Origin of the sequence: Bacteriovorax sp. PP10 (assembly GCF_035013165.1) — a bacterium.
Classification (GTDB): domain Bacteria; phylum Bdellovibrionota; class Bacteriovoracia; order Bacteriovoracales; family Bacteriovoracaceae; genus Bacteriovorax; species Bacteriovorax antarcticus.
Map to the genome: position 1 here is coordinate 1,827,480 of NZ_JAYGJQ010000001.1, position 23,713 is coordinate 1,851,192.

24 protein-coding genes are annotated in these 23,713 nt (G+C 39.4%); 11 read left to right on the top strand and 13 right to left on the bottom strand.

All coding sequences use genetic code 11. From position 1 onward, the window contains the following. Window positions 1-74 precede the first annotated feature (74 nt). A complete protein-coding gene (locus SHI21_RS08980; RefSeq protein WP_323576023.1) occupies window positions 75-1,496 on the top strand; it encodes a M16 family metallopeptidase in 1,422 nt (473 codons plus the stop codon). Beyond that, entirely contained in the window at window positions 1,496-2,890 is a 1,395-nt protein-coding gene (locus SHI21_RS08985; RefSeq protein ID WP_323576024.1) for a M16 family metallopeptidase, read from the top strand. The genes SHI21_RS08980 and SHI21_RS08985 overlap by 1 nt, the downstream gene beginning before the upstream one ends. A gap of 96 nt (window positions 2,891-2,986) precedes the next feature. Here the strand turns inward: SHI21_RS08985 and SHI21_RS08990 are convergent, their stop codons facing one another. The 3 genes from SHI21_RS08990 to SHI21_RS09000 are packed head-to-tail and all read right to left on the bottom strand — an operon-like array spanning window position 2,987 to window position 5,220. Next, window positions 2,987-3,319: a bactofilin family protein gene (locus SHI21_RS08990; RefSeq protein ID WP_323576025.1), complete on the bottom strand. Its 333-nt coding sequence runs from the start codon at window positions 3,317-3,319 to the stop codon at window positions 2,987-2,989. Between the two features lie 9 nt (window positions 3,320-3,328). Beyond that, entirely contained in the window at window positions 3,329-4,183 is an 855-nt protein-coding gene (locus SHI21_RS08995) for a hypothetical protein (protein ID WP_323576026.1), read from the bottom strand. Next, window positions 4,183-5,220: a L,D-transpeptidase family protein gene (locus SHI21_RS09000; RefSeq protein WP_323576027.1), complete on the bottom strand. Its 1,038-nt coding sequence runs from the start codon at window positions 5,218-5,220 to the stop codon at window positions 4,183-4,185. Before SHI21_RS09000 ends, SHI21_RS08995 begins: the two co-directional genes overlap by 1 nt. A 185-nt stretch (window positions 5,221-5,405) precedes the next feature. Here SHI21_RS09000 and SHI21_RS09005 point away from each other — a divergent pair, with 185 nt between their 5' ends. Genes SHI21_RS09005 through SHI21_RS09015 form a run of 3 tightly spaced genes read left to right on the top strand, consistent with a single transcriptional unit; the run spans window position 5,406 to window position 9,214 of the window. Further along, window positions 5,406-7,112 (top strand): hypothetical protein, encoded by a 1,707-nt coding sequence (locus SHI21_RS09005; protein WP_323576028.1) that lies wholly within the window; start codon window positions 5,406-5,408, stop codon window positions 7,110-7,112. Next, window positions 7,113-8,132 (top strand): GGDEF domain-containing protein, encoded by a 1,020-nt coding sequence (locus SHI21_RS09010; protein WP_323576029.1) that lies wholly within the window; start codon window positions 7,113-7,115, stop codon window positions 8,130-8,132. It begins immediately after the preceding gene. Window positions 8,133-8,137: 5 nt separating this feature from the next. Further along, complete coding sequence (locus SHI21_RS09015; protein ID WP_323576030.1) at window positions 8,138-9,214, top strand: metallophosphoesterase; 1,077 nt, start codon at window positions 8,138-8,140, stop codon at window positions 9,212-9,214. Between the two features lie 26 nt (window positions 9,215-9,240). Here the strand turns inward: SHI21_RS09015 and SHI21_RS09020 are convergent, their stop codons facing one another. Beyond that, window positions 9,241-9,579, bottom strand: coding sequence for a hypothetical protein (locus SHI21_RS09020; RefSeq protein ID WP_323576031.1), 339 nt, complete (start codon window positions 9,577-9,579; stop codon window positions 9,241-9,243). Between the two features lie 21 nt (window positions 9,580-9,600). After that, window positions 9,601-11,370 (bottom strand): NAD(+) synthase, encoded by a 1,770-nt coding sequence (gene nadE / locus SHI21_RS09025; protein ID WP_323576032.1) that lies wholly within the window; start codon window positions 11,368-11,370, stop codon window positions 9,601-9,603. A gap of 40 nt (window positions 11,371-11,410) precedes the next feature. Here nadE and SHI21_RS09030 point away from each other — a divergent pair, with 40 nt between their 5' ends. From SHI21_RS09030 to SHI21_RS09040, 3 genes are read left to right on the top strand one after another with little or no spacing between them, the layout of a single operon-like run. Continuing rightward, complete coding sequence (locus tag SHI21_RS09030; protein ID WP_323576033.1) at window positions 11,411-12,316, top strand: DMT family transporter; 906 nt, start codon at window positions 11,411-11,413, stop codon at window positions 12,314-12,316. A gap of 53 nt (window positions 12,317-12,369) precedes the next feature. Further along, window positions 12,370-13,311, top strand: a complete 942-nt coding sequence (locus SHI21_RS09035) for an NAD-dependent epimerase/dehydratase family protein (RefSeq protein ID WP_410198817.1) — start codon at window positions 12,370-12,372, stop codon at window positions 13,309-13,311. A gap of 9 nt (window positions 13,312-13,320) precedes the next feature. Continuing rightward, window positions 13,321-14,418: a glycosyltransferase family protein gene (locus SHI21_RS09040; RefSeq protein WP_323576035.1), complete on the top strand. Its 1,098-nt coding sequence runs from the start codon at window positions 13,321-13,323 to the stop codon at window positions 14,416-14,418. On the opposite strand, the gene SHI21_RS09045 is transcribed toward SHI21_RS09040, so the two are convergent. The 5 genes from SHI21_RS09045 to apaG form a co-directional block, all read right to left on the bottom strand. Next, window positions 14,393-15,583 carry a hypothetical protein gene (locus SHI21_RS09045; protein WP_323576036.1) on the bottom strand — a complete coding sequence of 397 codons (1,191 nt, stop codon included), beginning with the start codon at window positions 15,581-15,583 and terminating at the stop codon, window positions 14,393-14,395. The genes SHI21_RS09040 and SHI21_RS09045 overlap by 26 nt on opposite strands. A gap of 50 nt (window positions 15,584-15,633) precedes the next feature. Further along, window positions 15,634-16,377 (bottom strand): amino acid ABC transporter ATP-binding protein, encoded by a 744-nt coding sequence (locus SHI21_RS09050; protein ID WP_323576037.1) that lies wholly within the window; start codon window positions 16,375-16,377, stop codon window positions 15,634-15,636. After that, the gene (locus SHI21_RS09055) at window positions 16,377-17,069 is read right to left on the bottom strand and encodes an amino acid ABC transporter permease (RefSeq protein ID WP_323576038.1); all 693 of its coding nucleotides are present in this window, start codon (window positions 17,067-17,069) and stop codon (window positions 16,377-16,379) included. The genes SHI21_RS09050 and SHI21_RS09055 overlap by 1 nt, the downstream gene beginning before the upstream one ends. 5 nt (window positions 17,070-17,074) lie before the next feature. Then, a complete protein-coding gene (locus SHI21_RS09060; RefSeq protein WP_323576039.1) occupies window positions 17,075-17,854 on the bottom strand; it encodes an ABC transporter substrate-binding protein in 780 nt (259 codons plus the stop codon). A 65-nt stretch (window positions 17,855-17,919) separates the two neighbouring features. Continuing rightward, window positions 17,920-18,360 carry a Co2+/Mg2+ efflux protein ApaG gene (gene apaG / locus SHI21_RS09065; protein WP_323576041.1) on the bottom strand — a complete coding sequence of 147 codons (441 nt, stop codon included), beginning with the start codon at window positions 18,358-18,360 and terminating at the stop codon, window positions 17,920-17,922. Between the two features lie 202 nt (window positions 18,361-18,562). Between apaG and SHI21_RS09070 the strand changes: the two genes are divergently transcribed. Continuing rightward, window positions 18,563-18,913 (top strand): high-potential iron-sulfur protein, encoded by a 351-nt coding sequence (locus SHI21_RS09070; RefSeq protein ID WP_323576044.1) that lies wholly within the window; start codon window positions 18,563-18,565, stop codon window positions 18,911-18,913. A gap of 42 nt (window positions 18,914-18,955) precedes the next feature. Here SHI21_RS09070 and SHI21_RS09075 read toward each other — a convergent pair whose 3' ends face one another. The 3 genes from SHI21_RS09075 to SHI21_RS09085 are packed head-to-tail and all read right to left on the bottom strand — an operon-like array spanning window position 18,956 to window position 21,047. Next, entirely contained in the window at window positions 18,956-19,606 is a 651-nt protein-coding gene (locus tag SHI21_RS09075) for a tRNA-uridine aminocarboxypropyltransferase (protein WP_323576045.1), read from the bottom strand. Between the two features lie 6 nt (window positions 19,607-19,612). Continuing rightward, window positions 19,613-20,212: a hypothetical protein gene (locus SHI21_RS09080; protein WP_323576046.1), complete on the bottom strand. Its 600-nt coding sequence runs from the start codon at window positions 20,210-20,212 to the stop codon at window positions 19,613-19,615. Between the two features lie 4 nt (window positions 20,213-20,216). Beyond that, on the bottom strand, window positions 20,217-21,047 hold the full coding sequence (locus SHI21_RS09085) for an endonuclease I family protein (RefSeq protein ID WP_323576047.1): 831 nt from the start codon (window positions 21,045-21,047) through the stop codon (window positions 20,217-20,219). A gap of 185 nt (window positions 21,048-21,232) precedes the next feature. Here SHI21_RS09085 and SHI21_RS09090 point away from each other — a divergent pair, with 185 nt between their 5' ends. Beyond that, on the top strand, window positions 21,233-22,249 hold the full coding sequence (locus tag SHI21_RS09090; RefSeq protein WP_323576048.1) for a 3-oxoacyl-ACP synthase III family protein: 1,017 nt from the start codon (window positions 21,233-21,235) through the stop codon (window positions 22,247-22,249). Between the two features lie 156 nt (window positions 22,250-22,405). Then, a complete protein-coding gene (locus SHI21_RS09095; protein ID WP_323576049.1) occupies window positions 22,406-23,704 on the top strand; it encodes a S8 family peptidase in 1,299 nt (432 codons plus the stop codon). Window positions 23,705-23,713 lie beyond the last annotated feature (9 nt).

A 23,713-nucleotide genomic window follows, 5' to 3' on the forward strand; every position in this document is an offset into this window, starting at 1 on the left:
CACTTCCACGATTGTGCGGAATCCAGTCTACGGTTATAATTTTAACTCAACTTACTGAGTTCGAGGAACAAAATATGATAACGAGTTTGTTTAAACAGAGTAAATCTCCACGCGTTTTAAAGATGTTGTCACTTATGACGGTCGTCTTTCTTTTTGATGCATGTTCCAGTATGGGCATTGGATCAAAAGCAGCGCCACTAAAAGCGGGATTTAATGTAAAAAAAGTCGTGTTAAAAAATGGTCTAACTGTTTTAGTTGCACCCAATCCAAAACTTCCGATTGTTTCTTATTATACATTATTTGATGTCGGTGGAAGAGATGAAGGTCCCGGAACAACTGGTGCCACTCACTTTCTTGAGCACATGATGTTTAAGGGGGCAAAAAAATACGGGCCGGGAGAGTTTGATACTCAACTTGAGCGCAGTGGTGGATCGACGAACGCTTACACGACTAATGATATGACAGTTTATTATCAAAATATCCCGGTGGGATTTTTAGATACCATCATCGATATGGAAGCTGATCGTATGCAGAATCTTTTGCTAGAGCCAGTTTCATTTGAAAGTGAAAGACAGGTTATCTTTGAAGAAAGAAAAATGCGTTATGAAAATAGCCCTGATGGATTGATCTTCTTAGAACTGATGAAAAAAGTTTTCGTAGGAACTCCTTACGGACAATCTGTTATTGGTGAAGAAAGTGATTTAAAGCTACTTTCACGCGATCAGATGATGAACTTCTTTAAGAACTTCTATGTTCCAAATAACGCCATCGTTGCTGTTGCAGGTGACGTTGACCCGGATAAAGTGATCGCGAGCATTGAAAAAGCTTACGGATCAATTCCTATGGCGACGAACCTTAAAGAATTAAAGAATGGTTCTTCTAATGAAGAGATTTTTAAATCAAAAGCAGAGTTTGGTCGTGAGTATAAAGTTTATGCAACTAACCCGATTCCAAAATTCATTATCGCTTTCCAAGGTGAAAAAGTAGGAACAAGAAAATCTTACGTTATGGATTTACTAGCGATGATTTTAGGTAACGGTGGAAGTTCTTACTTAACTCAAAAGTATGTTAAGTCTGACAATCCAATGCTGACAGAAATCAACCTTTCAAACTTCAACTTAATTCACTCGGGAGTTTTTTACTTCGCAGGGGATTTAATGGAAGGGCAGAAGATTGAAGATGTAAAAACAAAGATCGAAGCTGACTTTAAAGATATGTGTGACAACTCTATCAACAAAAGATCTCTGCAAAAATCTAAGAATCAAATCTTAGCTCAAGGCTACAATCAATTAAAAACCAATGCCGGTGTTGCTTCAACAATTGTTCGCAATGAAAAATGGCACGGGGATTATAACTACGGTCTAAAAGAAATGGAAATCTACAATTCTATCAGTGAGAGCGAAGTTGAAAAAGCTTGTCGTGAAACTTTAGAAGAGTCGAAATCAATCTTCATTTCTACATCAGATAAATATCCTAGAACAGCGGGGACGAAATAATGAAAAAGCCTGTATTACTGATGGCCGCAATGGCATTTTCACTTCAAGCGATGAGTGCGACAACAAAACCACCTTCGATTGAAGATAATATTAAAAAACTAAACTGGAATGGGATTGATGTTGTTTATATTGAAGACAATCGTTTCCCGACTTATGACTTAACCATTTATTTTGCCGACGGAGCTCTTAGTGAGCAAAAAGGTCAGGCAGGATTAAGTGTTCATAGTTTTAACTTAATGGACTCGGGGACTGATAAACTTTCTCAAAAAGAAATTTTAGAAGAAATGGAATTTTTAGGAACGGACTTCGGAGCTGACGTCACTCACGAGTACACGACAGTGAATGTGTCAGGTTTAACGAAAGATCTAAAGACTTCAATGACTCAAATTTGCTCTCTGATGAGATCGGCAACATATCCTGAAGCTGTGATTAAAAAAGAGCTTGAATTAGAGCGTGCGGGGCTTCAGAGCATGGTGGCCTCTCCTCAGGCCTTATCTGAGAGAGTGTTCCGTGAGATCTCAATGGGTGGGACTCCTTACTCTTATCCAGTTGCAGGAAAAATTGCAGATTTAAAAGCACTGACTCCAGCTGCTCTTCGCAACCAATTAAATTACTTCCTGGATAATGTTAAAAAACGCATTTATGTAACAGGCCCAAAAAGTGTTTTAAGTTTAGAAAAGATTTTAGCAAGTGAATGTCAGTTAAAAGGTTCTCCAAACGATTTCGTAAGAACAGTAGAGAATCCAGTTAAGCGTAATAGCAAAACGGAATTTGTTTTTGTACCAGTTCCAGATGCTAACCAGGTTCAGCTGCGTGTTGGTCGTTTCTTAAACTACGATGAAACAGGTGAGAGAAATTTAGATGCTCTAGCTTCTGACTTTTTAGGTGGAGGATTTACTTCTCGCCTGATGAGAGAAGTTCGTGTGAAGCGCGGTCTTACTTATTCAATCGGATCATTTATTTCTTCTCAGAAACAATATGGCCGTTCAGGGATTTCAACTTTTACAAAAAATCAGACGATTGATCGTTTGATTGAAGTGATTGATGAAGCTGTAACAAAGATTAGCAAAGAAGGAATTACAGACGAAGACCTGGCACGTTCAACTGATGGAATGATCGGAGCGTATCCCTTTAAGTTTGAAAATAACCATGCTTTCTTAGCTCAGCTACTTCTACTAGATCATATTGGAAGACCTTACTCTGATCTTTTTGATTTTAAGGAATCAGTAGCTAAGTACAATGCCAAAGACGTAGCAAAGAAAATTGAAAATGTTTTCAGTATGAAAAAGCAGACGATTTTTGTTTTAGGGGATAAGTCGATTGAACCAAAACTAAGAAAGTTAACTAAGAAATATGGACAGTTAAGAGTTGTTGATTTTAAGCCTTATTTATAAGTGAGTCGGTTGGTAGCTTGAATTCTTGAAAAAAGAGTTCAGCTTTTACTGATCTCTAAGCGAAGTAAAAATGCTCCTCTGGAGCATTTTTTCAAGCTACTCTTCCGTGTGCCCGTTGATATTAACGACGGCACCCGGAAGAATTTCCAGAGACTTTGCAATAATCTTCCCATTCACAACAGCAGTCGGATATAACGTTACATTTCCCGAAGCTTTAATCTCCCCAGTAAACTCCCCATAAATTTCCAAATCAAAACAATTAAGAACAGCATCCGTCATTGAACCAATCTCAAGCACCAGCTTAGAGCGTCCTTCCAATGTCACTTCACCAGAAAGATTTCCTAATAGGTGAGTGGTCCCAACGAAATTAAAATTTCCTTTTAGGACTGTAGACTTGCCGATAGTCGTGAACGTTTGATTTTGAATCATACAAAGTGCCTATAGTTTTAAGGGAATGTTTACTGATTGGAAGTGGATTAAATCTCCCGTGCGCGAGAAAATGAAAACCGTAAAAGAGTAGTTTCCTGACTTTCTAGGCTTTACAAAACCAGCGTCCACTGGCCTGAATCTTTGAGTGGCAAAGGGCTCACCCGCAGAGTAATTAATTTGAAAATCATTTCCACCCAATGCTTGAAGTGGGTAGGCCTGAATTGCTAATTCATTTTTCATAAGAACGATGATGTGACCTGAGATTTTTGAATCGTCAGTCACAGCAGGAATAATGTTGAACTTTAAGTTAACATTGTCGCGTCCGATTTCTGCTTTAAATCCTGAAAGGTTTAAAACAGCAGGGCGTGTACGGTCTTTTTGGCCTTGAATCGGTTTAAATAAAGACAGTGTTGAAAGGCCAATGGAGTTGATCGTTCCACTCACAGCAGGTGCTGGGCATGCTACCGGAGCAGGACATTGAGCTGAACCTGTCGTTCCAGTTGTTGCAGCGACTGAAGTCGTTGCTGCTGCTGCAGGAGCTGTTGCCGCTGCTTTAGCTTGTTCCTGAAGGGCCGCAATTTCCGATTTTAATTCTGAGTTTTCTTCTGCAAGATTTTCATTTCTTGAAAGATCAGCGCGTGTCTTTGAGGCCATTCTGTAATTTGTTAACAAATGAAATGGGCTGGTATTAACAAGACCAATCGCTCCGATGACCAGAGCGATTAATGTAATAGTAGGAAGTCCGATGAAGAATAAATAAACTCTGGAACGTTTGATCTCAAAGTGTTTAGGAGAGTCATTTCTTTGGTGATAAATAATCGAAATGCTATCTTTCTTATTCGAATCGTTGTTTTGTTCGCTCACTAGTTATTGCCTTTTTTCGACTCGATAGCTTCGCCTTCTTTGAAGAAACGAAGTGAAGGCTCAAACGATGCAACCTTATCTAAATTTTCCATACCATTCTTAGTGAAAACTTCGCTTACGATTTTCCAGTTATAGTTATCGTCTTGTCTTAAATAAAGAAGTTTTCTACCAGTGTCGTTGATAGTCTTTGATTGGTAGCTTTGAGTGAATGTAATCACTGCATAGTTTTTAGATTTTAAAATTGAAATATGTTCCAGGTCAATTTTAGGTTGTCCAGGATTAGAGAAGACTGCTTTTTTGTAATTTTTGTAGGCAGCAAACTTTCCTTTTGAGTCACTGAACTCAGTCGGGTGATAGAAGCTTGCATAGCTTTCGATATCTTTTTTTCTCCAAGCTTCAAGCCAGTTATCAACTAATTTTTTAAGTTCATCTTTTTGAGTGTTGTAAGTCTTCTCGTTTAAATAAAGTAGATCTTGCACGATGACGATTGGAGTTTTGTTAAGCTCTAAGTATTTTGAAACATCGATTAGCTCGTTGTTTGCAGTAACAACACATCCTCTTGAATCAAGACCTTTATCAATTCTTGTTTCATCGTTAGTAGAGTGAAGCCAGATTCCAGAACCAGTCTTCTTCATGTTTCTATCAATGACGTTTGGATAATCTGTAACGAAAGCTCCAGCTCCATAAATCGCAGCTTGTGGGCCGGCCTGAGAAAGAAGTTGTTTGTTCGTTAAGAAATCAGTGAAATTATAAATTCCTTCCGGTGTTCTGAAGTCTCCTTCAGTTTCCTTATCTCCCGCTTTTTTTCCAGTCGCGATTTGATAAGTGCGAACTAACTCCGGTCTACCATCAACATTTTTAAAAAGGTGAAGAGAGTGAGTTGATTTTTCTGCAACCAAAACATGGTGAGCAAAAAAGCTATCGGTCATTAAAAGTGGAGCAGGCATAACGTTATTTGTATTTTCTGCATATACGCTACTAATAGGTAACGACAGAAAAAAAGCGAACGATAAAGCTTTAGAAATCAAATTATTCATTGAAGTAACCCTCTAAAATAGTCAGGTAAGGAATAGGAACTTACTTTATTTTAGACAAATCCCAGCATTCGATCAACTTAAAAGCGCTACTAGGCAGTTAGTACTATGATTTTCCTCACAATCAACCGATAGGATAATAGATCAAATCAAGCAAACGTAGAAAAGTATTATCCTAAGGTACGATCATGAATGGTGCGAAGAAAATTGGGCCGGTATTTGACGATCAAATTAACGCTAAAATTCAGCGTAAATTCGATTTAGTTTTTACTGAAAAAACTTCTCCAAATACCACTTTCTCCAATGAGAATGGCGGTGATGATTTCAACGAATCGATTAATTTTGATATAGACGAGATGGTTATGGAAAGAAATGATGGCAGTAATAAAAATGATAAATCAACTCCCGAAATAGGATTGGATTTTTCTATGGATGATGAAGCTCCGGTGATTCCCGAGAAAGCTGGTCAGTTAGATTTATCTAGCTCAGATGACGATTTAGGGTTTTCTCTGGATTTTGATAACGAAGATGCGGCCCTGGATATCCCAGTAAAAACTGCGGTTACCAAATCATCTTCGATTAGTAACGATATGGACGGGGGATTTACCCTGGATGACAGCGATATTGGTGATGTGGACTTCAATGCTGATGCCACTCAAAAAACCATTGTCGTTAATATGGCCCAATTAAAACAATCTAATTTAAATGATTTTAAGCTGGATAAAACCAGCACAAATGCTTCTGTTGATATGATGAGTTCAGAAGAAGTAAAAGCAAATATCGAATCGACCATTAAAGATATCATTCGCCCTAATTTAGAAGGGACGACTGAAATTGAAGTGTCGAAAACTCATAGCGGTCTTAGTGATATCGAAGACAGTGAGCTTGATTTTAGCAATACACCATCACGTGGATTTGTATTAAGCGAAATTGATGACGGGGCCTTTGCACTGGATTCAACTGACTCTAGAAATAAAACTCTTGCCACGATTGAAGACGATAAAAATGATGGCTTCGATCTGGATTCTCCAAGTGTGAGTTCATCAATTTCAAATCCTGATTCCACTGGGGATTTCGATATTAATTCTCTGACAATGGGCACGCCTCAAGAAGTAGAGGAAGATGCAGCAACGAGAATTGCAGATTTTAGTTTTACCGAAGCACCTGTTCCGGCACCTAAAGCGGAACCAGTTCAATACCGTGAACCTCCAAAGGTTCATGAAGCAGAAATATCGACTCCAACTCCAATGCCTACAAGTGCAGGAATGGGTGGAACAAGTCTGAACGCCGAAGATTCTATGAGATTCCAGGCGACAATCAGGGCCCTTCGCGAAGAAAGAGAGGAGATGCTTTTACAGATTAAAAATCTAAAAAGTGACTCTAAAGAACTGGAGCAGGATAACCTGACTTTAAAAGCAAACTTAGATGAAGCAAAAATTGAAATTACGATTTTAAGAAAGCGTCAGATGGTAGAGCTTGAAGACTTGAAATACCGCCTTGCTCTGAGCGAAGAAAAGAAAGCGATGTCAGTTGAGTTGGCAAAACAAGCGGATATGCGCAGAGAAAAACTTGAGCAAAAAGTTAGAATTGACTTTAATCAGGTTAAACAAAGAGAAAAAGAACTTGAGAGCAAGCTTGAGTTGCTTTCAATGGATGTAGATTCGCAAGTTCAAAGTCGTGATCAGAAAATTTTAGAGCTGAGAAGAAAAATTGACGCTCTCGAATTTAACATGGAAAATGCTTCTATTAAGGAGCAAAAATCCCTTGATGATAAACGCAAACTGGAAGACCGTCTAAATAAAATCATGAAGACGTTGAGACATTCAATCAAGAACCTGGAAGATGACATTGACCAGGTAGAAGACGAAAATGACCACCAAAAGGATAAAAATTAAATGAATCTTTCTCTGGCAAATTTTTTAAGCGAGTTTGAATTTTTTGAAAATGAAAAAAATCTCATCGCCCATATTGAAGAGTTTCTTGCTAAAGAGCATCTGGTAAGGCCACTACTGGTTTACTCGATTCATAATAAGATCCCGCAAATTGATTTTAAGAAATGCCGTACGGTCCTTGGTAAATCAGACCGTCAGCAACTTTATAGTACGAAGCTTCTGGATGAATTGTTTATCAAAAGAACTGATATCAAAACTCTTCCATGTTTAAGCATCAAAGTCGAAAGCTGCTATTACTATTATTTGAACTTAGGGTTTAAAAAGAACCAGTTTCACTTTGCCGTTTTCTCAGCGCCAAGTGAAATTTCAACGGATGTACTGACATTTTTATCTCAGTTTGCAACTAGCCATTTAAAAATTATTCAACGCTTTGAAGACCTGTATAAAATGCACGACCTGATTCACATTGATGATGTCACTGGTTTATACAATCAAAGAAAGCTCTATAAAGATTTAACTCTTTTAGTAGATAAGTTCCAAAAAGAAAAAGACCCGTTTTGTATCCTGTTTATCGATATCGACTACTTTAAAAAAGTAAATGATAATTACGGGCATCTAGTGGGGACAAAACTTTTAGAAAGTGTCGCAAAAGACATCAAGAGTTTGCTTCGTGATAGCGATATCAGTTACCGTTATGGCGGAGATGAGTTCGTTGTTATTTTAGTTAATTCGGATGCGGACGCGGGAAAAATCGTTGGTGAACGTATTTTACAAGTCATCAAAGAAAGACCATACGATGTCGAACATAAAGGTGAAAAGAAGACCATCAATCTAAGTGTTTCAATAGGTGTTGCTGAATTCCCAACGGATGCAGTGAACTCACAAGAGATCCTTTCAATTGCCGATCGTATGATGTACGAGGCGAAAGAGTCGGGACGTGGTCTGGTGTTTAACACTCAAGATGTTTTCAAATCAAGCCTGCATAAAGCTCTGAAGGAAAAAAAGATCGGAAACGGGGAATAACTAAAATGATCATCCTGGTTTTGAGTGATCTGCATTTAGGAAAAGGAAAATTTCTTAAAAACGGACAGCTCAATCTGTTAGAAGATTTTTTAGAAGACGAAAAGTTTTTTGATTTTTGTGATTACTATTCAAAAGGAGACTTCGAAAAAGAAGAAGTTCATCTGGTCTTGAATGGTGATATTTTAAATCTTATTCAAATTGATATCGACGGCGTTTTCTCCAGCATTATTGATGATGAAGTCACTGTTCGTGCAATTGATGCCATCGTTAAAGGTCACCCGAAATTTTTCGAAGGCCTGAGACGTTTCTTAAAGATCCCTGGTAAAAAAATCACATACGTCATTGGAAATCACGATTCTGGTATGGCCTTTAAAGAGGCCCAATTGGCATTAAAACGCTACATCGGCGATGTGGAATTCTGCTTTGAAGTGAACCTGTGTGGAGTGCATATCGAGCATGGACACCGCTTTGAAGTAATCAATACAGTTCCAAGTGATAAGTATTTTATGGAAGGCCCGAATGGAAAGATGATCTTAAATCTTCCATGGGGAACATTGTTTTGTATCAACCTCCTGCCTGTTTTAAGAAAGGACAGGCCAAACATTGATAAAGTTAGACCGCTGGGAAGTTATGTCCGCTGGTGTTTCTTTTATGACTTTGCTTTTTTCTGGAAAATGGCCCGCATTGTTTTAACTTATCTTTTTCAAAGTAACTTTGATGAAAACATCAAACAAAACAGAAATATTAAAACCAGTCTTGCAATTCTAAAACAGATTACGATCTATCCACTTTATGGGAAGAAGGCAAAACAGATTCTAAAGCGCCATCCAGAAGTTCATACAGTTGTTATGGGTCACACACACGTGCAGGAATGGCTAAGATTCCCTGAGAATAAATACTACTTCAATACGGGGACGTGGAATACAACACCGTATCTTGATGCCGGACAAATGGAAGCCTCAACGCGATTTACATACGTACAGATTAAGGTCGATAAAGAGCATAGAACGCTTTTGACTGGTACAATGAACTTGTGGCAGGGGAACTGGAAGCCTTATAAAGAAGAAGTCTCTGCTGTTTAAAACAGAGACTTCTACCAATTCAAAAATTATTTCTTTGAAACTTTCTTAGTTGCTTTTTTAGCTGACTTAACAACTTTTGCTACTTTTTTAGTCGCTTTCTTAGCAGACTTTTTCTTTGCACCTTGTCTCTTAGAGATAGCTGCTTCAACTTTTTTCTGAATCTTATTCAGTTCTTTCTTTTGTTCAGTCATGAATTTTTTTGCTTTCTTCACTTCATCAACAACAGTTTTTTCGATTCTTTTTTCAAGAACTCTTTTTTCTGCGTGGAATTTATCAACAAGACCTTGAACTAAGTGTTTCTTTCTTAGGATTTCAATTTCTTTTTTCAGGTCCTGGAATGATTTCAATAATTGTTTCTTGTTCACTTTGAACTCCTATGGAAATGGTTAAAGCATTTTCTTACTAATCGGCACTCGGTGCCCGAAGCCAAAACTTTTTGGTTTCACTTTTATTATAGGGCAAAATTGTTTTCGTTTATACTCTGATTTTGATAAAAGTTGATAAACTTTTAAAACTTCATCTTGTTTATGGCCTCGCTTGATCAAATCCTGAGGGGTAAAACGAGAAGAAAGAAGCGCTTCAAGGATGGGATCGAGCCTGTCGTAAGGCGGAAGGCTTTGTGAGTCTTCTTGATCCTCACGAAGTTCAGCACTTGGAGGTCTTGAAATGATATCAGCAGGAATCAGGTTCCCATGGTGTTTATTGATGTAGTGAGCGAGCTCAAAGACTTCTAATTTGAAGAGATCTCCAAGAACCGACAGGGCCCCCACGGAATCTCCATAAATAGTCGAGTAGCCGACCGATAGTTCAGATTTGTTTGAAGTGTTCAAAACGGCCGAGTTCATATCGTTTGAGCGCATATAAATTAAGGCACCACGTAGACGACTCTGGATATTTTCATCGGCAATCCCTTTGAGTTCATTGCCAAAATTGTCTTTGTAAGCAGACCTGATCGTTGAGTGGATGAACTTAATCGGCATCGTCGTCAGTTTAATTCCGAGGTTGCGGCAAAGATCATATGAAAGATCATAGCTAATTGAGCTCGAGAAAAATCCCGGTAAAAAAATCGCTTCGATTTCTATAGGGTAAGTTTTTTGAAGTAGTTTTAGAATCGTGACCACTAAAGCGGAGTCCATTCCACCTGAAAGCGCGATGGAGAATTTCTTTAATCCATTTTTTTCAGAATAGTCGCGGATTCCCAGCAGTAGAGCATCCAGGACTTCACGGCATCCAGCTTCACCCATTGGTTGAAGTGTCAGTGTATCGCTTGAAAGGCGAGTTGAAAAAATAGTCGACCAGCTATTTGTTGATGAATGATAAGGACGAACGTTTTGTTTTTCCGGCGACTGATAAACTGGCAAGTCCAGGTTCACAACTTGAGACTTAAACCCAGCACCCATTTTTACAACGCTATTTCCATCAACGACAAAGCTATGGCCGTCGAAGAGGATTTCATCTTCAGCGCCAACACGGTTGACGTAAATAAATGGAGCTTCTAAAAATTGTGAAATTTCCAGTGCGCGATTAATTCGTGTTTCAACTTTTCCTAAATGGTATGGACTCGCATTGATAGCAATAACCGCATCACATTTTTGTTCGTGAGACTTTAATTGCTCAACCGGATCCATGTCATGCAAGTGAGAAAACCAGATGTCTTCGCAAATTAAAAGACCAAATTTTTTTCCACAAAATTCAAAAACTTCAGATTGATGACCTGCTGTGAAGTATTTTTTTTCTTCGTAAATATCGTAGTTAGGAAGAAGTTGTTTAGTATACAGAGAGCGAAGTTTTTTTCCCGGCTCAAGAATGTACATCACGTTTTCAATGTAAGATGGCCATCCCAGTGTATCAAATTCATAGCGTAGTCCGCCAAAAAGTAGGGCCAAAGGGCCTTTACTTTTCAATTGGCGCTCTGACCAAACAGATAAATCTTCCAGGAATGCCTGATAGTCATCAATAAATGTCTTTTTTAGAGGTAAATCCTGCAGGGGGTAGCCTGTAAGAAAGAGTTCAGGAAAGACGTGAAGTCCTTCGTGGTTTCCCTGCTGAAATGTGGCTGTAAGGTACTTGAAAATACCTTCGAAATCCGCAATTTCATGGTGTGTTTGATGAAGATTTAATTGCATGAATGCGTCCATTGATCTAAATTTACTCACTAGATAATAATACGATTTTTGATCTTCGGAAACCCATTTTATGTTAGGAATAGTTTTCGTCATTTTGGCCGGAATTCTCTGGGCAATTGACACCCTGATTAGATACCCGCTTCTTGGAGCTGGAGTATCGGCCGAAAAAATCGTCTTTATCGAAGTTCTTTTTCTATCAGTCCTATTCATTCCCTTAATTTTAAAAGATGCAAAAAAGTTTGGCGGGATTAAACTCTCGACCCTTTTCTATTTTATGGTGATCGGTTTCGGCGGGCAGGCGATTGGTGGACTGGCATTTACGAAAGCTTTCATGTTGATTAATCCTTCGCTGGTTATTTTATTGCAGAAGCTTCAACCGATCGTGGCGATCTCACTTGCTCGAGTCTTGCTTGGTGAAAAAATTAAAAAAGAGTTCGTGCTATGGGCAGCAGTTGCATTAATCGGTGGCCTACTAATTTCCTCAGTTGATATTCTTCCGGGCCTTGGGCACTTAGATTTTACAATGGGTCTATTAACGAAGAACGCTATCTGGGGTTACACACTGGCCTTGATCGCAGTAGGGTGCTGGGGAGCTTCAACAGTTTTCGGAAAAAAACTTTCTAATCAGGGATTTGATGAAATTCAAATCATGGGCGGGCGTTTTATTTTCGGGTTAGTGTTTATGACATTTTATTTATACTACCGTTTTGGTGGATTATCGCTTGAGTGGAGTGCGATAACTTATGGTAAAGTACTGGTGATGGTTCTGTTGTCAGGACTTGCAGGAATGTATTTTTACTACAAAGGGTTAAAGACTATTTCAGCTCGTGCATGCGCTATTGCTGAGTTATTTTTTCCTTTTTCTGCAGTTGTGATCAATTGGGTTTTTCTTGGGGCCAAGCTTTTGCCGGTGCAAATTTTAGGAGCAGTCCTCCTGATTCTTTCATCAGCTGTTATTCAATTAAAAAAATATTAAGAAATAGATAAAGAGATAGGAGTTATATGACAAAAATTATTCTACCCACATCAATGGAAGGAAAAACAGTATTAATCGCTGGAGCTGCGGGGTTCGTTCCTTCAACACTTGCTGAGCACTACCTTAATCTTGGAGCTAAAGTTATCGGCCTTGATAACTTCATCACAGGCTCGCAATCAAACATTGATTTACTTTCAAAAAATAAAAACTTCGAATTTCATAAGACAAATGTTTATGAAGCTCTTCCAGATTTTAAAAATCAAAAAATCGACTACATCATGTCGATGGCAAGCCCAGCTTCACCAATTGACTTCGCTATCATCCCAATTGAGATCATGAGAGTGAACTCTGAAGGGACATTAAAATTATTAGAACTAGCTCGCGAAAAGGGAGCAAGATTTCTAGAAGCTTCAACTTCTGAAGTATATGGTGACCCAGAAATTCACCCACAAACAGAAGACTACGTAGGGCACGTTAACCCGATTGGGCCACGTTCATGTTATGACGAATCAAAGCGTTTTGCTGAAGCGATGACTATGAGTTTTCACCACAAATATAAAGTCGACACGAGAATCGTGCGTATCTTCAATACATATGGACCTCGCATGCGTCCAAATGACGGAAGAGTTATCCCGAACTTCATCACGCAAGCGATGAGTGGGGCAGACCTGACTGTTTACGGAGACGGAACACAGACCAGATCATTTTGTTACTCAACTGACTTAGTTGCAGCTATTCACAATGTTTTAATGAGTGATGATGTCACTCCATTTAACTGTGGAAACCCTGACGAGTACACAATGCTTGAAACAGCTGAACTGATTATTAAGATCCTGGGAAGCAAATCAAAAATTAAACACCTTCCGCTTCCAAAAGATGACCCGAAGAGAAGAAGACCAAACATCGGAAAACTTCAGGCCGTTTCAGACTACGCACCACTTGTGAAGTTTGAAGATGGAATTAGAGCAACAGCTGAATATTTTAAAAGTTTATAAGAGTTAATTATGAAAGTTGCCATTACATGTGATTTTTTATTAGAGCGCTCTCACTATGTTGAGATCATCGAAAACCTTTGCGAAGTTTTTCCTGATGCTGTGATTTACTGTTTTGCTCACAAAAAAGGAGCGATCTTAGGTCATATCGAACAACGCTCAATCAAGTCGACGTTTTTAAGCAATGTTGTCTCGACTGAAGAAGAGTTCTACACGCACTCTAATAAACTGCCATCTCTTGCTAAAAACCTTTTTGTTTCTTGCGACTACGATTTAATCATCAACGTTTCAAAAGGCTTCTCTCAAGGTTTTGCAAAATGTGAGACAACAAAACTCATTACCTATTTATACGACTTGGATCTTGACCAAAAAATTAAAAAGACTTTTCTGCAAAAAGTATTCTCTCCATTTGTTCACTCATGGATTAAGAAAACTTTGGATCAGGCAGATATGGTTTTATCTTCGAGAGAAGACTTACTTAAAACTCTTGAAGGATTAAAAACTCAAACAGAAGTGGTTCCGCCACCATTTAGAGTTTCAGACTATGCACTTTTTCCAAAGACTATGTTTAAACACCATTTCTTTTTAATTGAAGCAAAAGGTGTGAATGAGGAGCGTGCTAAGCTTCTTGCCGAGTGGATGAAGGAGTGGGGATTCTCATTTCAATTCATCGGGCCGGACGCTCAACTAACAAACATCAAAAAAGATTACGCAGAAAATGTATTTTTCGGTGATAAATGTAGTGGAGAGCATGCTCCAGTTATGGCCGCTTCAAAAGCATTAATCAGCTTTAACGAAAACGATTTCCCGGCACTTGCTATGGGAACTCTGGCAGTAGGAAGACCAGTCATTCTTATCAGCTCACTTAAAAAATGGTTGTCTGGAGTAGGGATTGGATTTGTTGATTCGTTTGATAAGAACGAATTAAAAAAGGCGATTGATAATATCATTACTGATGAAGTTCTGGAGCCTCAGAAAGTTCGTGCCCATGTTATGGAGTATCACGATATCAAGTTCAAGGCCCAGATGAAGAGAACGCTAGATAAGTTCTATCACGAAGTTCATAAAGCAGATGCAGCTCACCCTAGTGACTGTTCTCAATGCAAGTAAATAGCTCATTCATGTTACTTCCAGTCGAGTTCTGAAACGGTCCAAAGTGATTATAGGCCCATCCACTATAAAAGTGTGGAGTCACACAACGCTGCTCAAATGGTTTTAATTTTCCATTCACTAAGTTTGATGGATGAGTCGCACTAGACTTTGTTGTGTTCACTTGAATCGCAAATGTCTGAATCATTTTATGGATCCCACAGAAAGCATTAAAGCTTTGAAGTGAGCTTCCTAAAACCTTAATTAAATCATTTTGAGAGGCCTTCTGATTAACCTGGCATGAGACTTTATTCGCATGAAGTTCGTTCCACGCTCTGATACATGGTTGAACATTTCCAGCTGAGTTCGGAGTGAATTGAAACATTCCAATATTTAATCTTGAAACGGCAGGTTGCTCTTTATCATCGTAAAACTCAACACCGGCAGGTTTTCTATAACCGGTAGGTGAGTTGCTAGCGGCCACATTTTTAGATGCAGTTGAATCAGCAGACCCTAGAGACTCCGAGTAAGCAAGGCATGAAAAGAACTTCGTCCATGTCCCAAGTAATTCTACTTTTGCACCTTGGTCACCATTTAAAACTTCCTGACGTAGTTGATTCACTGACGTTGAAAAGCGGTTGAGTTTATCAATCGTGGCCTGCGAGGGAACTTTTTTAATCGTTGATCCTAAACTTTTTGCAGACGACTCACAAAGTGGGTGTCTGATTAATGAAGTTGGAAAATAGCTGTCATCATTCGAGCTTGTTCCATATGAACTTCCAATGAACCCAACTTTCGCCGGAACATCGTTTAGCATAAGAGCACTGTAGTAGCTGATCTGATCGGCAAAATACGTGTGAGCATCGTTATCATCAAAACATTTATCAACGTTATCAGCATTCACCATCTCTCTGCTTTTTCCTGAGAGTTCATCATCACTTCTGAATGTATCAACTTTCGGTCCTACTTCGGCCGAACTATTTAAGTATTCATCTGCAGGAAGTTCATCACCAAAATCAAGCGTCGGAGTGATCGCCGGACTTGTCACTACTGGAGCAGTTGGAGTTGATGGTTCAACTGGTTTTGTTGGCGTCGTTGGAGTCGTGGGTTTTTTAGACCCCATGGCATTGGCCTGAGATGAAATAAACGACGAGCAGAGAATTGCTAGAATAAGTGTTGTTTTCATAGCTAGTGTTTCGGCACTAGAATGAAAAAATTAAGAGCTAAGTTTTAGAGCTAAAGGCGTCTAATAAAATCAATAGTTCGCTTTTCTTTAGGGGAATTAAAAACCTCTTGTGGAGTTCCTTGCTCAACTATTAATCCCTTATCCATGAAGATGACTCGGTCACTGACTTCGCGGGCAAAGTCCATTTCGTGAGTCACGATAATCATCGTCATACCGGTATGAGCGAGGTCTTTCATAACTTTTAAAACTTCACCAACCAGTTCCGGGTCAAGAGCACTCGTGGCCTCATCAAAAAGCATAATGTCCGGCTTCATCGCAAGAGCGCGCGCAATCGCCACACGTTGTTGCTGACCACCAGATAGATCGCGTGGATAAGCATTAATTTTTTCTAGGAGTCCGACGTTTTTTAATAATTCATGAGCGCGGGCAAGAGCTTCAGACTTTGTTACACCTAATGCTTCCAGAGGAGCAAGAGTGATATTCTCTAAAACAGTCAGATGAGGAAATAAATTAAAACTTTGAAAAACCATTCCAATTTTTGTGCGGTAAAGATCGAGAACTTTCTCTTTTGATTTCGGGTTTAACACCTGACCTTCAAAATTAATTTCACCACTGGTTGGAACTTCCAGATAGTTTATACAACGAAGAAATGTTGATTTTCCCGAGCCAGATGGCCCGATGATCACCACAACTTCACCTTTAGTTACACTGGTAGAAATATCTTTTAAAACTTCGTTCTCACCAAATTTTTTCGACAGGTGAGAGATCGTTAAAATCACTTCATTGGATTTCATTAAACACCTCCTTTAAGCTCAAGGCGTTTTTCAATTCTGCTGGCAATAAAACTTAATACCATCACAATAATTAAATACCCAACTGCTGCCCAAATATAAACTTCCCAGACGCGCAGGTATTTTGAACCAAGTCTCTGAGTCATATAAAGAAGTTCACCAAGAGAAATAACTGATACGAGCGAAGTCTCTTTCGTTAAAGCAGAAAGCTCATTGACGATTGGTGGAATAATTCTTCTGTAAGTTTGCGGGATAATAATTTTATACATGGTCTGATGGCGGGATAATCCCAAAGCGCGGGCCGCTTCAGTTTGTCCTTTAGGAATTGAGAGAATTCCTGCGCGATAAATTTCTGCCAGATAAGCCGCACTGTTAAGTGATAAAGCCAAAACTCCGGCCGAGAATGAATCTAAAACCATGTTGATTTGATAAGCTTCAAAAATTGTCGGAAGTGCAAAGTAGATGAAAAGGATTTGCAGCAGAAGAGGAGTTCCTCTGAACAAGGTAATATAAAAAAGTGAAATCCAGTTTAAGATTTTATACTGGGAAATTCTTAGCAGCGCTAAAACCATTCCCAGGATTAAACCTAGCGTGCCACTTAAAAATGTAAGTTTTAAAGTGACACCCATACCTTCGATCAAACGAGGGATAACAACAATTTTAGAAAAGGCCCAAAACCCTAATTCAGCTTCCACCTAGATTATAGCGCCGGAGGAGCTGACTTCAGCCATTCTTTGTAAATCTTTGCGTACGATCCATTTGCTTTAATCGTCTTTACTGCACTCTCAAGTGCTTTAAAAAGTTTTGCATCTGATTTTTTTACCGCGATACCAATTGGCTCTGGCTTCATGGCAATTCCAGAAACGACAAATGTTTTTGAATCTAGTCCTGTGTAGTATTTTCCAACAGCTTCATCTGTGACAATTACGTCAGCTTGATTTGCTTTAAGAGCACTGAATGTATCTGTTGCTCCCGGGAAAGTTTTGATTTCTTTAATTTTTACTCCCGCTTTTTTCATTGCTTCAACAGCATTGAAAGAAGTGGTGTCAACCTGAACGGCCACAACTCTTCCGTTAAGCTCTTTTTCATTCGTCACAGCTTTTGCAGAAGTTTTAACAACAAAAACTTGTCCCATTGAAATATAAGGAACGAAGTTTACCTGTGCAGCTCTCTCTGGCGTGATGTTCATTGAAGACATAATAACGTCGTAACGATTTGATTGAAGGCCTGCGAGAATTCCATCCCAAGGCATAACGATGAATTCAGCTTTAACTTTTAACTCAGCAGCAAGGGCGCGTGCCAGGTCAACGTCTAGGCCAATGATCTTTCCTTCGACTGATTCGAATTCCATTGGAGGGTAAGTTGTATCAACGGCAATGCGAAGCTTACCAGCTTTAACAACTGCGTCTAAATCAAGTGCAAAAGATGATTGTGCAAAAGCACTAAGCAATAGAACCGTAGCAACTAATAAACTTTTCATTGTTTTCTCCATAAATTAACAAAATCTAATTTATGGTAACGAAAAGTCGTATGAGTTGAAAAGCTTTATTGAATGACTGATGGCCCTGGACTCATATCTCTTGGTGGTCTGAAGAAGAATACTGGGACTGTGACCCAGAAACGCTCTCCAAACTGATCGATCATTTGATATTTCCCGCGCATGTTCCCATACGGAGAGTGAAGTGGACAAAAACTTGTGTATTCGTAGAATTCACCTGGAGCAAGCATTGGCTGCTCGCCAACAACTCCTGAACCTTGAACGTCGTAAGTTTTTCCATTTCCATCTTTGATTTTCCAATGACGGTGGATAACGCGACAAGCGGTCTGACTGTTGTTCGTGATTTTGATTTTGTAAGCGTAAAAGTACTGGTTGCTCTCTGGAGCAGATCTCTCAGGAACGTAGCTTGGAAAAACTTCGATTAAGATGTCTTGAGTCGTTTCAAAATAGTATTCGTTTGGCCCGATAGCTTCAGTCTGCTGTTCCATTTGATCCCCGGTAAATTTATACTTCGTAGTATCAGAGATTAATTAGTTTTTAAAGCGTCATAATTCTTTTTCTGTTTGAAGGCCAGAACCGTTGTTTGATGCCAACTACTTAAAATAACTCGGATTTTTGACCAGTAGAGGTGTTTCCTGTTAATGTAAGGGTATCAAAATTTCGAAAAGTTTTCTTAAAAGTGGAGTTTATATGACAGAAGAAAAAAATCTCAATCGTCGCTCATTTTTCGGAATGGTCGTAGCAGCAGCTACAATTGTTCCTTTCGTACTAAAATCTGTGAAGGCAGAGGCAGCAGCATGCCCGGCAACTGCACCAGCTGGAAAAGCTGTAGCTGTAGAAGGTGTGGGAATGGCAAAAGGCCTGGACTACGTTGCTGATGCGAAGTCATCAAAAAATGCTAAGCATAAGGCCGGTGATACTTGCGCAAACTGCAAGTACTACAATGATAAAAAAGCTGATGGTGGATATGCACCATGTACTATGATGGGAATGAAATTCGTAACAAATTGCGGATGGTGTAAGTCTCACTTAACGAAATAATTTAATATTGACCGAAAAACAGTCCACTGGACTGTTTTTCGGTCAATCCTTTTTTTTGTCTAAATAATTGGTCTGATAAACTTCTCGTCCCATCTTTTTAATCTGAAAATCTACCATCTTTTGAAATGATAAAATCGCAGCACTGGTATCAAGTGTGGGCTCTAGGTATTGCAAGGCCATTGTACTTGCTTCTAGTGTTGAAAGTGACTGATCACTTGGAGCTTTTCTGATTCTGTAGTCAGAAGTTGTTTCAGGAGCAAGTTTAATTGAGGGAAGTGTATGAAGGTTGTGTGAAAGCATAAAAATCTTTTTTGCTTTTCTCCACGTTCCATCTAGAAGAATCAAGTGAGTGATTTGTGCTTTAGGTGCATCCGCATTTAAAACAGTGGCCTCATCTCCAGGGTAGAGAAGAGCACACTCATTGTTTGGATCACATAAAAGAGTGTTAAGTATTAAATCACTCGTGAAGTTCTCACCCACAAGCACAGTCATCTCTTTAAAACTTTTTTTCATAATGCGAACAGTGTTCAGCGGGTGTTTGCTTTCACTTGGATGTTGAAGAACAATCAGGTGAACATTGTTAGGGATCACTTTTAAAGTGTCACAAAGGCATCTCGATTTTAGAAAGTCACAATCCTGACAAAATGATCGACTCTCACTCGTGAAGTTGTATTCGATATTAAGTTGTTCCATAAAATCCTATCTTTTATTTTTTAGTTTGGTTTGAATGCAGTTAAGTAATTTCGAGTTCACAATACGGTGCTGCTTCTGGCATTTGGCCATGACAACATTAACGAACTTCATGCACTTTGCTTCGTCGCCACCATAGGCCGGGTCTTTTCTGTGTTTCATACAGTAGAAGGCCAGGTTCTGATTGATTTCAATCAGACGCTCATCAGCTTTAGAAGTTGATTGCGTGTTTCTTAAAACCGGAGTGAGTTCTTCTTTCGGGTTTGAGCGTATTTCTTTGGTCAGCGGCTTTGCCTGATAATTGATTTTTTCATCGACCACAATTTCTTCGCGCCCATCTTCCAGAGGTGGGACCTGTTGCACTGGTACTGAGGGAATCGGGGCCACTTGCTGAACAGGTGGCTGCTGAACTCGTCTTCTGGTTGGCACCTCAATCTGAGGAGGGACAGCAGAGACCGGAGCTTTTTTTAAGTAATAAGATCCACCACGCTCAATCATTTCAAAAGCACGGTTAGTGTCTTCTGAGTAAGTTTTTGGCGGTGTTTTTTTCTCGTTGCCAGCACAACTGACAACGAGAATAAGAAATAAGTAGTGAGAGTATTTTTTCATTTTTTTATAAGCGACTTATCAATTCCGGGTAATCTACAAATGGGTTTCTATTTCCTTGAAGTTTCATAATGCGCTCATTGCGTTCTAATTCTTCTTTATCAACTGGATCTTCTTCGTTCCAGATTTTTAAGTATTTCGCCTGAGTTGCATCTATGTTCATTTTATACCGAGTTGAGAAATAATAAATGGCACGGGCCACATTTCCTTTATGTTCAATAGGCGGCTCAAATGATCGGATACTCGGGTTATCAATTGCAAAACCAAGTTTTGAATCCTGGCATTGAGCATGAGTGATTTTTCCTTCAACATCAGCAAACGGATTATTGCTTCTAGTAGAGTTGGCCCTCATGTCAGCTGGAAACAAGTGGTGAAGGTCGGACTTTTGAAGCTCACCTGGGAATTCTTTAGTGAACTTGCTCTGAGGCCATGTGTGTTCACAATTAATGTAATTTGCATTGGGGATTTTGTTTGGCCCGACCCCTTTCGTTTCATCAACCGTGATGTTGCAGTAAACTTCTTTAAGGGCGTAACGGTTTTCCCCAAGTGTTTCCAGGAATAAATTCCCGAACATGATCTTGCGGGCCTCAGTGTAGGTCTGATCTCTTCTTTGACTTGTGCATGTTTCATTTGTTGGGCAGGCATCGGCGAGAGTGTCGTAGGCATCATCATGGATGACATGAAATTTGTCAGAAAGGTTGAAGATTTCGTTTTTTAAATCATTGCTGCTGGCTTTCGAGTCCTGAAATTTAGCAATAGTCGACTGCGGATAGTAAGTAAGTGCCGCTAAACTTTCAAGGGAAGTTATTAGCAAGCAAAGTGCTAGCATCGTCTTCATAATTCAACATCCTTTTTAAATGTATTTAGACTAAAGTGCTTCGTTTCTTAAATATATTTTAATTGTGAACAATATTATTTCAGTCGGCAATGTTTTTTCATTGGAGGGAAATGATCAGGATTCTATTTGTATATTTACAGGATTTGATTAAAATTAAGTTACAAACATTTTCAGAGGACTAATTAATGACGAAATTTAGAAGTGAGATCACCGGTGTAGGCTCTTACGTTCCACCAAAAGTTTTTACCAATTTTGACTTGGAAAAAATGATGGAGACCACGGACGAATGGATTCAGCAAAGAACGGGGATCGTTCAACGTCATTGGGTAGATGAAAATACATCGACGTCTGATCTTGCTTTGCAAGCTTGTTTGAACGCTCTTAAAAATGCCAATATGGAGACTAAAGATATCGATATGATTATCTTCGCAACTCTAAGCCCGGATCACGATTTCCCGGGAACAGGGTGTTTTCTCCAGGCAAAACTTGGAATTCCAGAAATTACTGTCCTGGATATTCGTCAACAGTGTACGGGATTTCTTTACGGGATCAGTATCGCTGATAAATTCATTTTAAGCGGAAGCCATAAAAACATTCTGGTTGTCGGTGCAGAAGTGCATTCAAAAGGATTGGATAAAACTCCTAACGGAAGAAACGTTGGTGTCTTATTCGGTGATGGTGCCGGAGCTGTTGTGGTGTCTCGCCGTGAACTAGTTAATGAAAAAACTGATTCGAGAATTATCAATACGCATCTATATGCAGATGGAAATTTTGCCAAAGAACTTTGGATTCCAGCTCCAGGAAACGCTCTTGGAAGCGAGAGAATCTCTCATCAGATGTTAGAAGAAGGAATGCACTATCCTCAAATGAACGGTAAAACTGTTTTCGTTCACGCAACAAAGAGAATGGCAGAGTGTCTGCGACATTCATGTAGTGAAGCAGGTGTGACTTTAGATGAGGTCGATGTATTTTTATTCCATCAGGCCAATATGAGAATCAATTCAAAGGTTGCTGAGATGTTAGGGATTCCTGAATCAAAGGTCTTCAATACCATTCAACATTACGGGAACACGACAGCTGCAACGATTCCATTAGGGATGGACGATGCCATGAAAGCTGGTGTTCTGAAAAAAGGAATGTTGGTTGCTTCAGCTGCATTCGGAGCTGGATTCACATGGGCAAGTGCTGTCTGGAGACAATAACTAACTAAAGTAAAAAACTATCAAACCACCGACGTAAAAGCTCGGTGGTTTTTCTTATCTCAAGCCTAACAATTCCTATCACTCCTATAAAAGTTATTGCTAATCACTTTGAATTCGCGCGAACATATTTTTAAAACATAAATCAAGGATGATTATATGAATTCAAAATTGTTGTCAGTTTCTCTCTTGTCACTTTTTATTTCTTTCACAGCTCAAGCAACTCCATTCAACGGCTACATTGTTAAAGTAAAAGAAGGATCAAATTTTTTATCTTCTAAGGCCGTATCAAGTTACGGACAAATTACGAAAACAGCTGCAACGAATTTCGGAACGTTCGCTCGTCTGGAAACAAGTAAAGGGCTGTCAGATAAAGCGATGCAATCACTTGCTAACAATCCTGAAATTGAATATATCGAACCAAACTATATTATCTCTCTTCATAGCAATAGCAAAAAAGTGGGAACTCCAACTGATGCTATGTTTGCTAAGCAATGGGGTCTGCTAAACACTGGTAAAAATGGCGGTGGAATTTTCTCTCCAGGTGTTGCTGGTGAAGATATCAACGTGGCAAAAGCGTGGGACATCACTCAAGGGGCAATTGGGGATAAAACAATTAGAATTGCTGTCATCGATACAGGTGTTGATTACACTCACCCTGATTTAAAATCACAAATCGAAGTCAACGTTGCTGAACTTAATGGTAAAGCAGGTGTTGATGATGACGGAAACGGATTTATTGACGATGTTTACGGATACGACTTCGCTAATAAAGATGGTGACCCAATGGATGGTCATGGGCACGGAACTCACTGTGCTGGTGTGATTGGAGCAAGTCACAACTCTGTTGGTATCGCAGGTGTGATGAGCAACGTAAAAATTGTTCCGATTAAATTTTTAACAGACGCTGGTTCTGGTGAAACAATCGATGCGATCAGCGCGATTGATTACGCGATTAAAAGAGGCGTAAACGTTATGTCGAATTCATGGGGTGGCGGAGAAAAAGAGCAGTCTCTATTAGACGCTATCACTGCAGCTGAAACAGCAGGTATTACTTTCGTTGCTGCTGCTGGAAATGAATCAAGCAATAACGATTCAACGGCAAGTTACCCAGCGAACTACGATGTTTCAAACGTGATCTCAGTTGGTTCTTATACAGCAGCGGGAGCAAAATCAAGCTTCTCTAACTACGGTGTAAAATCAGTTCACGTGACAGCACCTGGTTCATCAATCCTTTCAACTTACAAGAACGGTGGATACGCAAGTCTTTCAGGGACTTCAATGGCCACTCCACATATCGCGGGAGTTATTGGGCTATTATTATCGAAAGAGCCTAATTTAACACCAGCTCAGATCAGAGAAAGACTTGTTAATACGTCAGTTAAGACTGATAAATTAAAATCGGCGTCGCTATCTGGCGGGCGCGTAGACGCTTTCCGTGCACTAACGAATAAGTAGTCAATAGAC

What these genes read in the sequence shown, in the direction of transcription:
- SHI21_RS08980 (WP_323576023.1), top strand. Translation starts at nt 75, where the DNA reads ATGATAACGAGTTTGTTTAAACAGAGTAAATCTCCACGCGTTTTAAAG.
- SHI21_RS08985 (WP_323576024.1), top strand. Translation starts at nt 1,496, where the DNA reads ATGAAAAAGCCTGTATTACTGATGGCCGCAATGGCATTTTCACTTCAA.
- SHI21_RS08990 (WP_323576025.1), bottom strand. Translation starts at nt 3,319, where the DNA reads ATGATTCAAAATCAAACGTTCACGACTATCGGCAAGTCTACAGTCCTA.
- SHI21_RS09000 (WP_323576027.1), bottom strand. Translation starts at nt 5,220, where the DNA reads ATGAATAATTTGATTTCTAAAGCTTTATCGTTCGCTTTTTTTCTGTCG.
- SHI21_RS09005 (WP_323576028.1), top strand. Translation starts at nt 5,406, where the DNA reads ATGAATGGTGCGAAGAAAATTGGGCCGGTATTTGACGATCAAATTAAC.
- SHI21_RS09010 (WP_323576029.1), top strand. Translation starts at nt 7,113, where the DNA reads ATGAATCTTTCTCTGGCAAATTTTTTAAGCGAGTTTGAATTTTTTGAA.
- SHI21_RS09015 (WP_323576030.1), top strand. Translation starts at nt 8,138, where the DNA reads ATGATCATCCTGGTTTTGAGTGATCTGCATTTAGGAAAAGGAAAATTT.
- SHI21_RS09030 (WP_323576033.1), top strand. Translation starts at nt 11,411, where the DNA reads ATGTTAGGAATAGTTTTCGTCATTTTGGCCGGAATTCTCTGGGCAATT.
- SHI21_RS09035 (WP_410198817.1), top strand. Translation starts at nt 12,370, where the DNA reads ATGGAAGGAAAAACAGTATTAATCGCTGGAGCTGCGGGGTTCGTTCCT.
- SHI21_RS09040 (WP_323576035.1), top strand. Translation starts at nt 13,321, where the DNA reads ATGAAAGTTGCCATTACATGTGATTTTTTATTAGAGCGCTCTCACTAT.
- SHI21_RS09045 (WP_323576036.1), bottom strand. Translation starts at nt 15,583, where the DNA reads ATGAAAACAACACTTATTCTAGCAATTCTCTGCTCGTCGTTTATTTCA.
- SHI21_RS09050 (WP_323576037.1), bottom strand. Translation starts at nt 16,377, where the DNA reads ATGAAATCCAATGAAGTGATTTTAACGATCTCTCACCTGTCGAAAAAA.
- SHI21_RS09060 (WP_323576039.1), bottom strand. Translation starts at nt 17,854, where the DNA reads ATGAAAAGTTTATTAGTTGCTACGGTTCTATTGCTTAGTGCTTTTGCA.
- apaG (WP_323576041.1), bottom strand. Translation starts at nt 18,360, where the DNA reads ATGGAACAGCAGACTGAAGCTATCGGGCCAAACGAATACTATTTTGAA.
- SHI21_RS09070 (WP_323576044.1), top strand. Translation starts at nt 18,563, where the DNA reads ATGACAGAAGAAAAAAATCTCAATCGTCGCTCATTTTTCGGAATGGTC.
- SHI21_RS09075 (WP_323576045.1), bottom strand. Translation starts at nt 19,606, where the DNA reads ATGGAACAACTTAATATCGAATACAACTTCACGAGTGAGAGTCGATCA.
- SHI21_RS09080 (WP_323576046.1), bottom strand. Translation starts at nt 20,212, where the DNA reads ATGAAAAAATACTCTCACTACTTATTTCTTATTCTCGTTGTCAGTTGT.
- SHI21_RS09085 (WP_323576047.1), bottom strand. Translation starts at nt 21,047, where the DNA reads ATGAAGACGATGCTAGCACTTTGCTTGCTAATAACTTCCCTTGAAAGT.
- SHI21_RS09090 (WP_323576048.1), top strand. Translation starts at nt 21,233, where the DNA reads ATGACGAAATTTAGAAGTGAGATCACCGGTGTAGGCTCTTACGTTCCA.
- SHI21_RS09095 (WP_323576049.1), top strand. Translation starts at nt 22,406, where the DNA reads ATGAATTCAAAATTGTTGTCAGTTTCTCTCTTGTCACTTTTTATTTCT.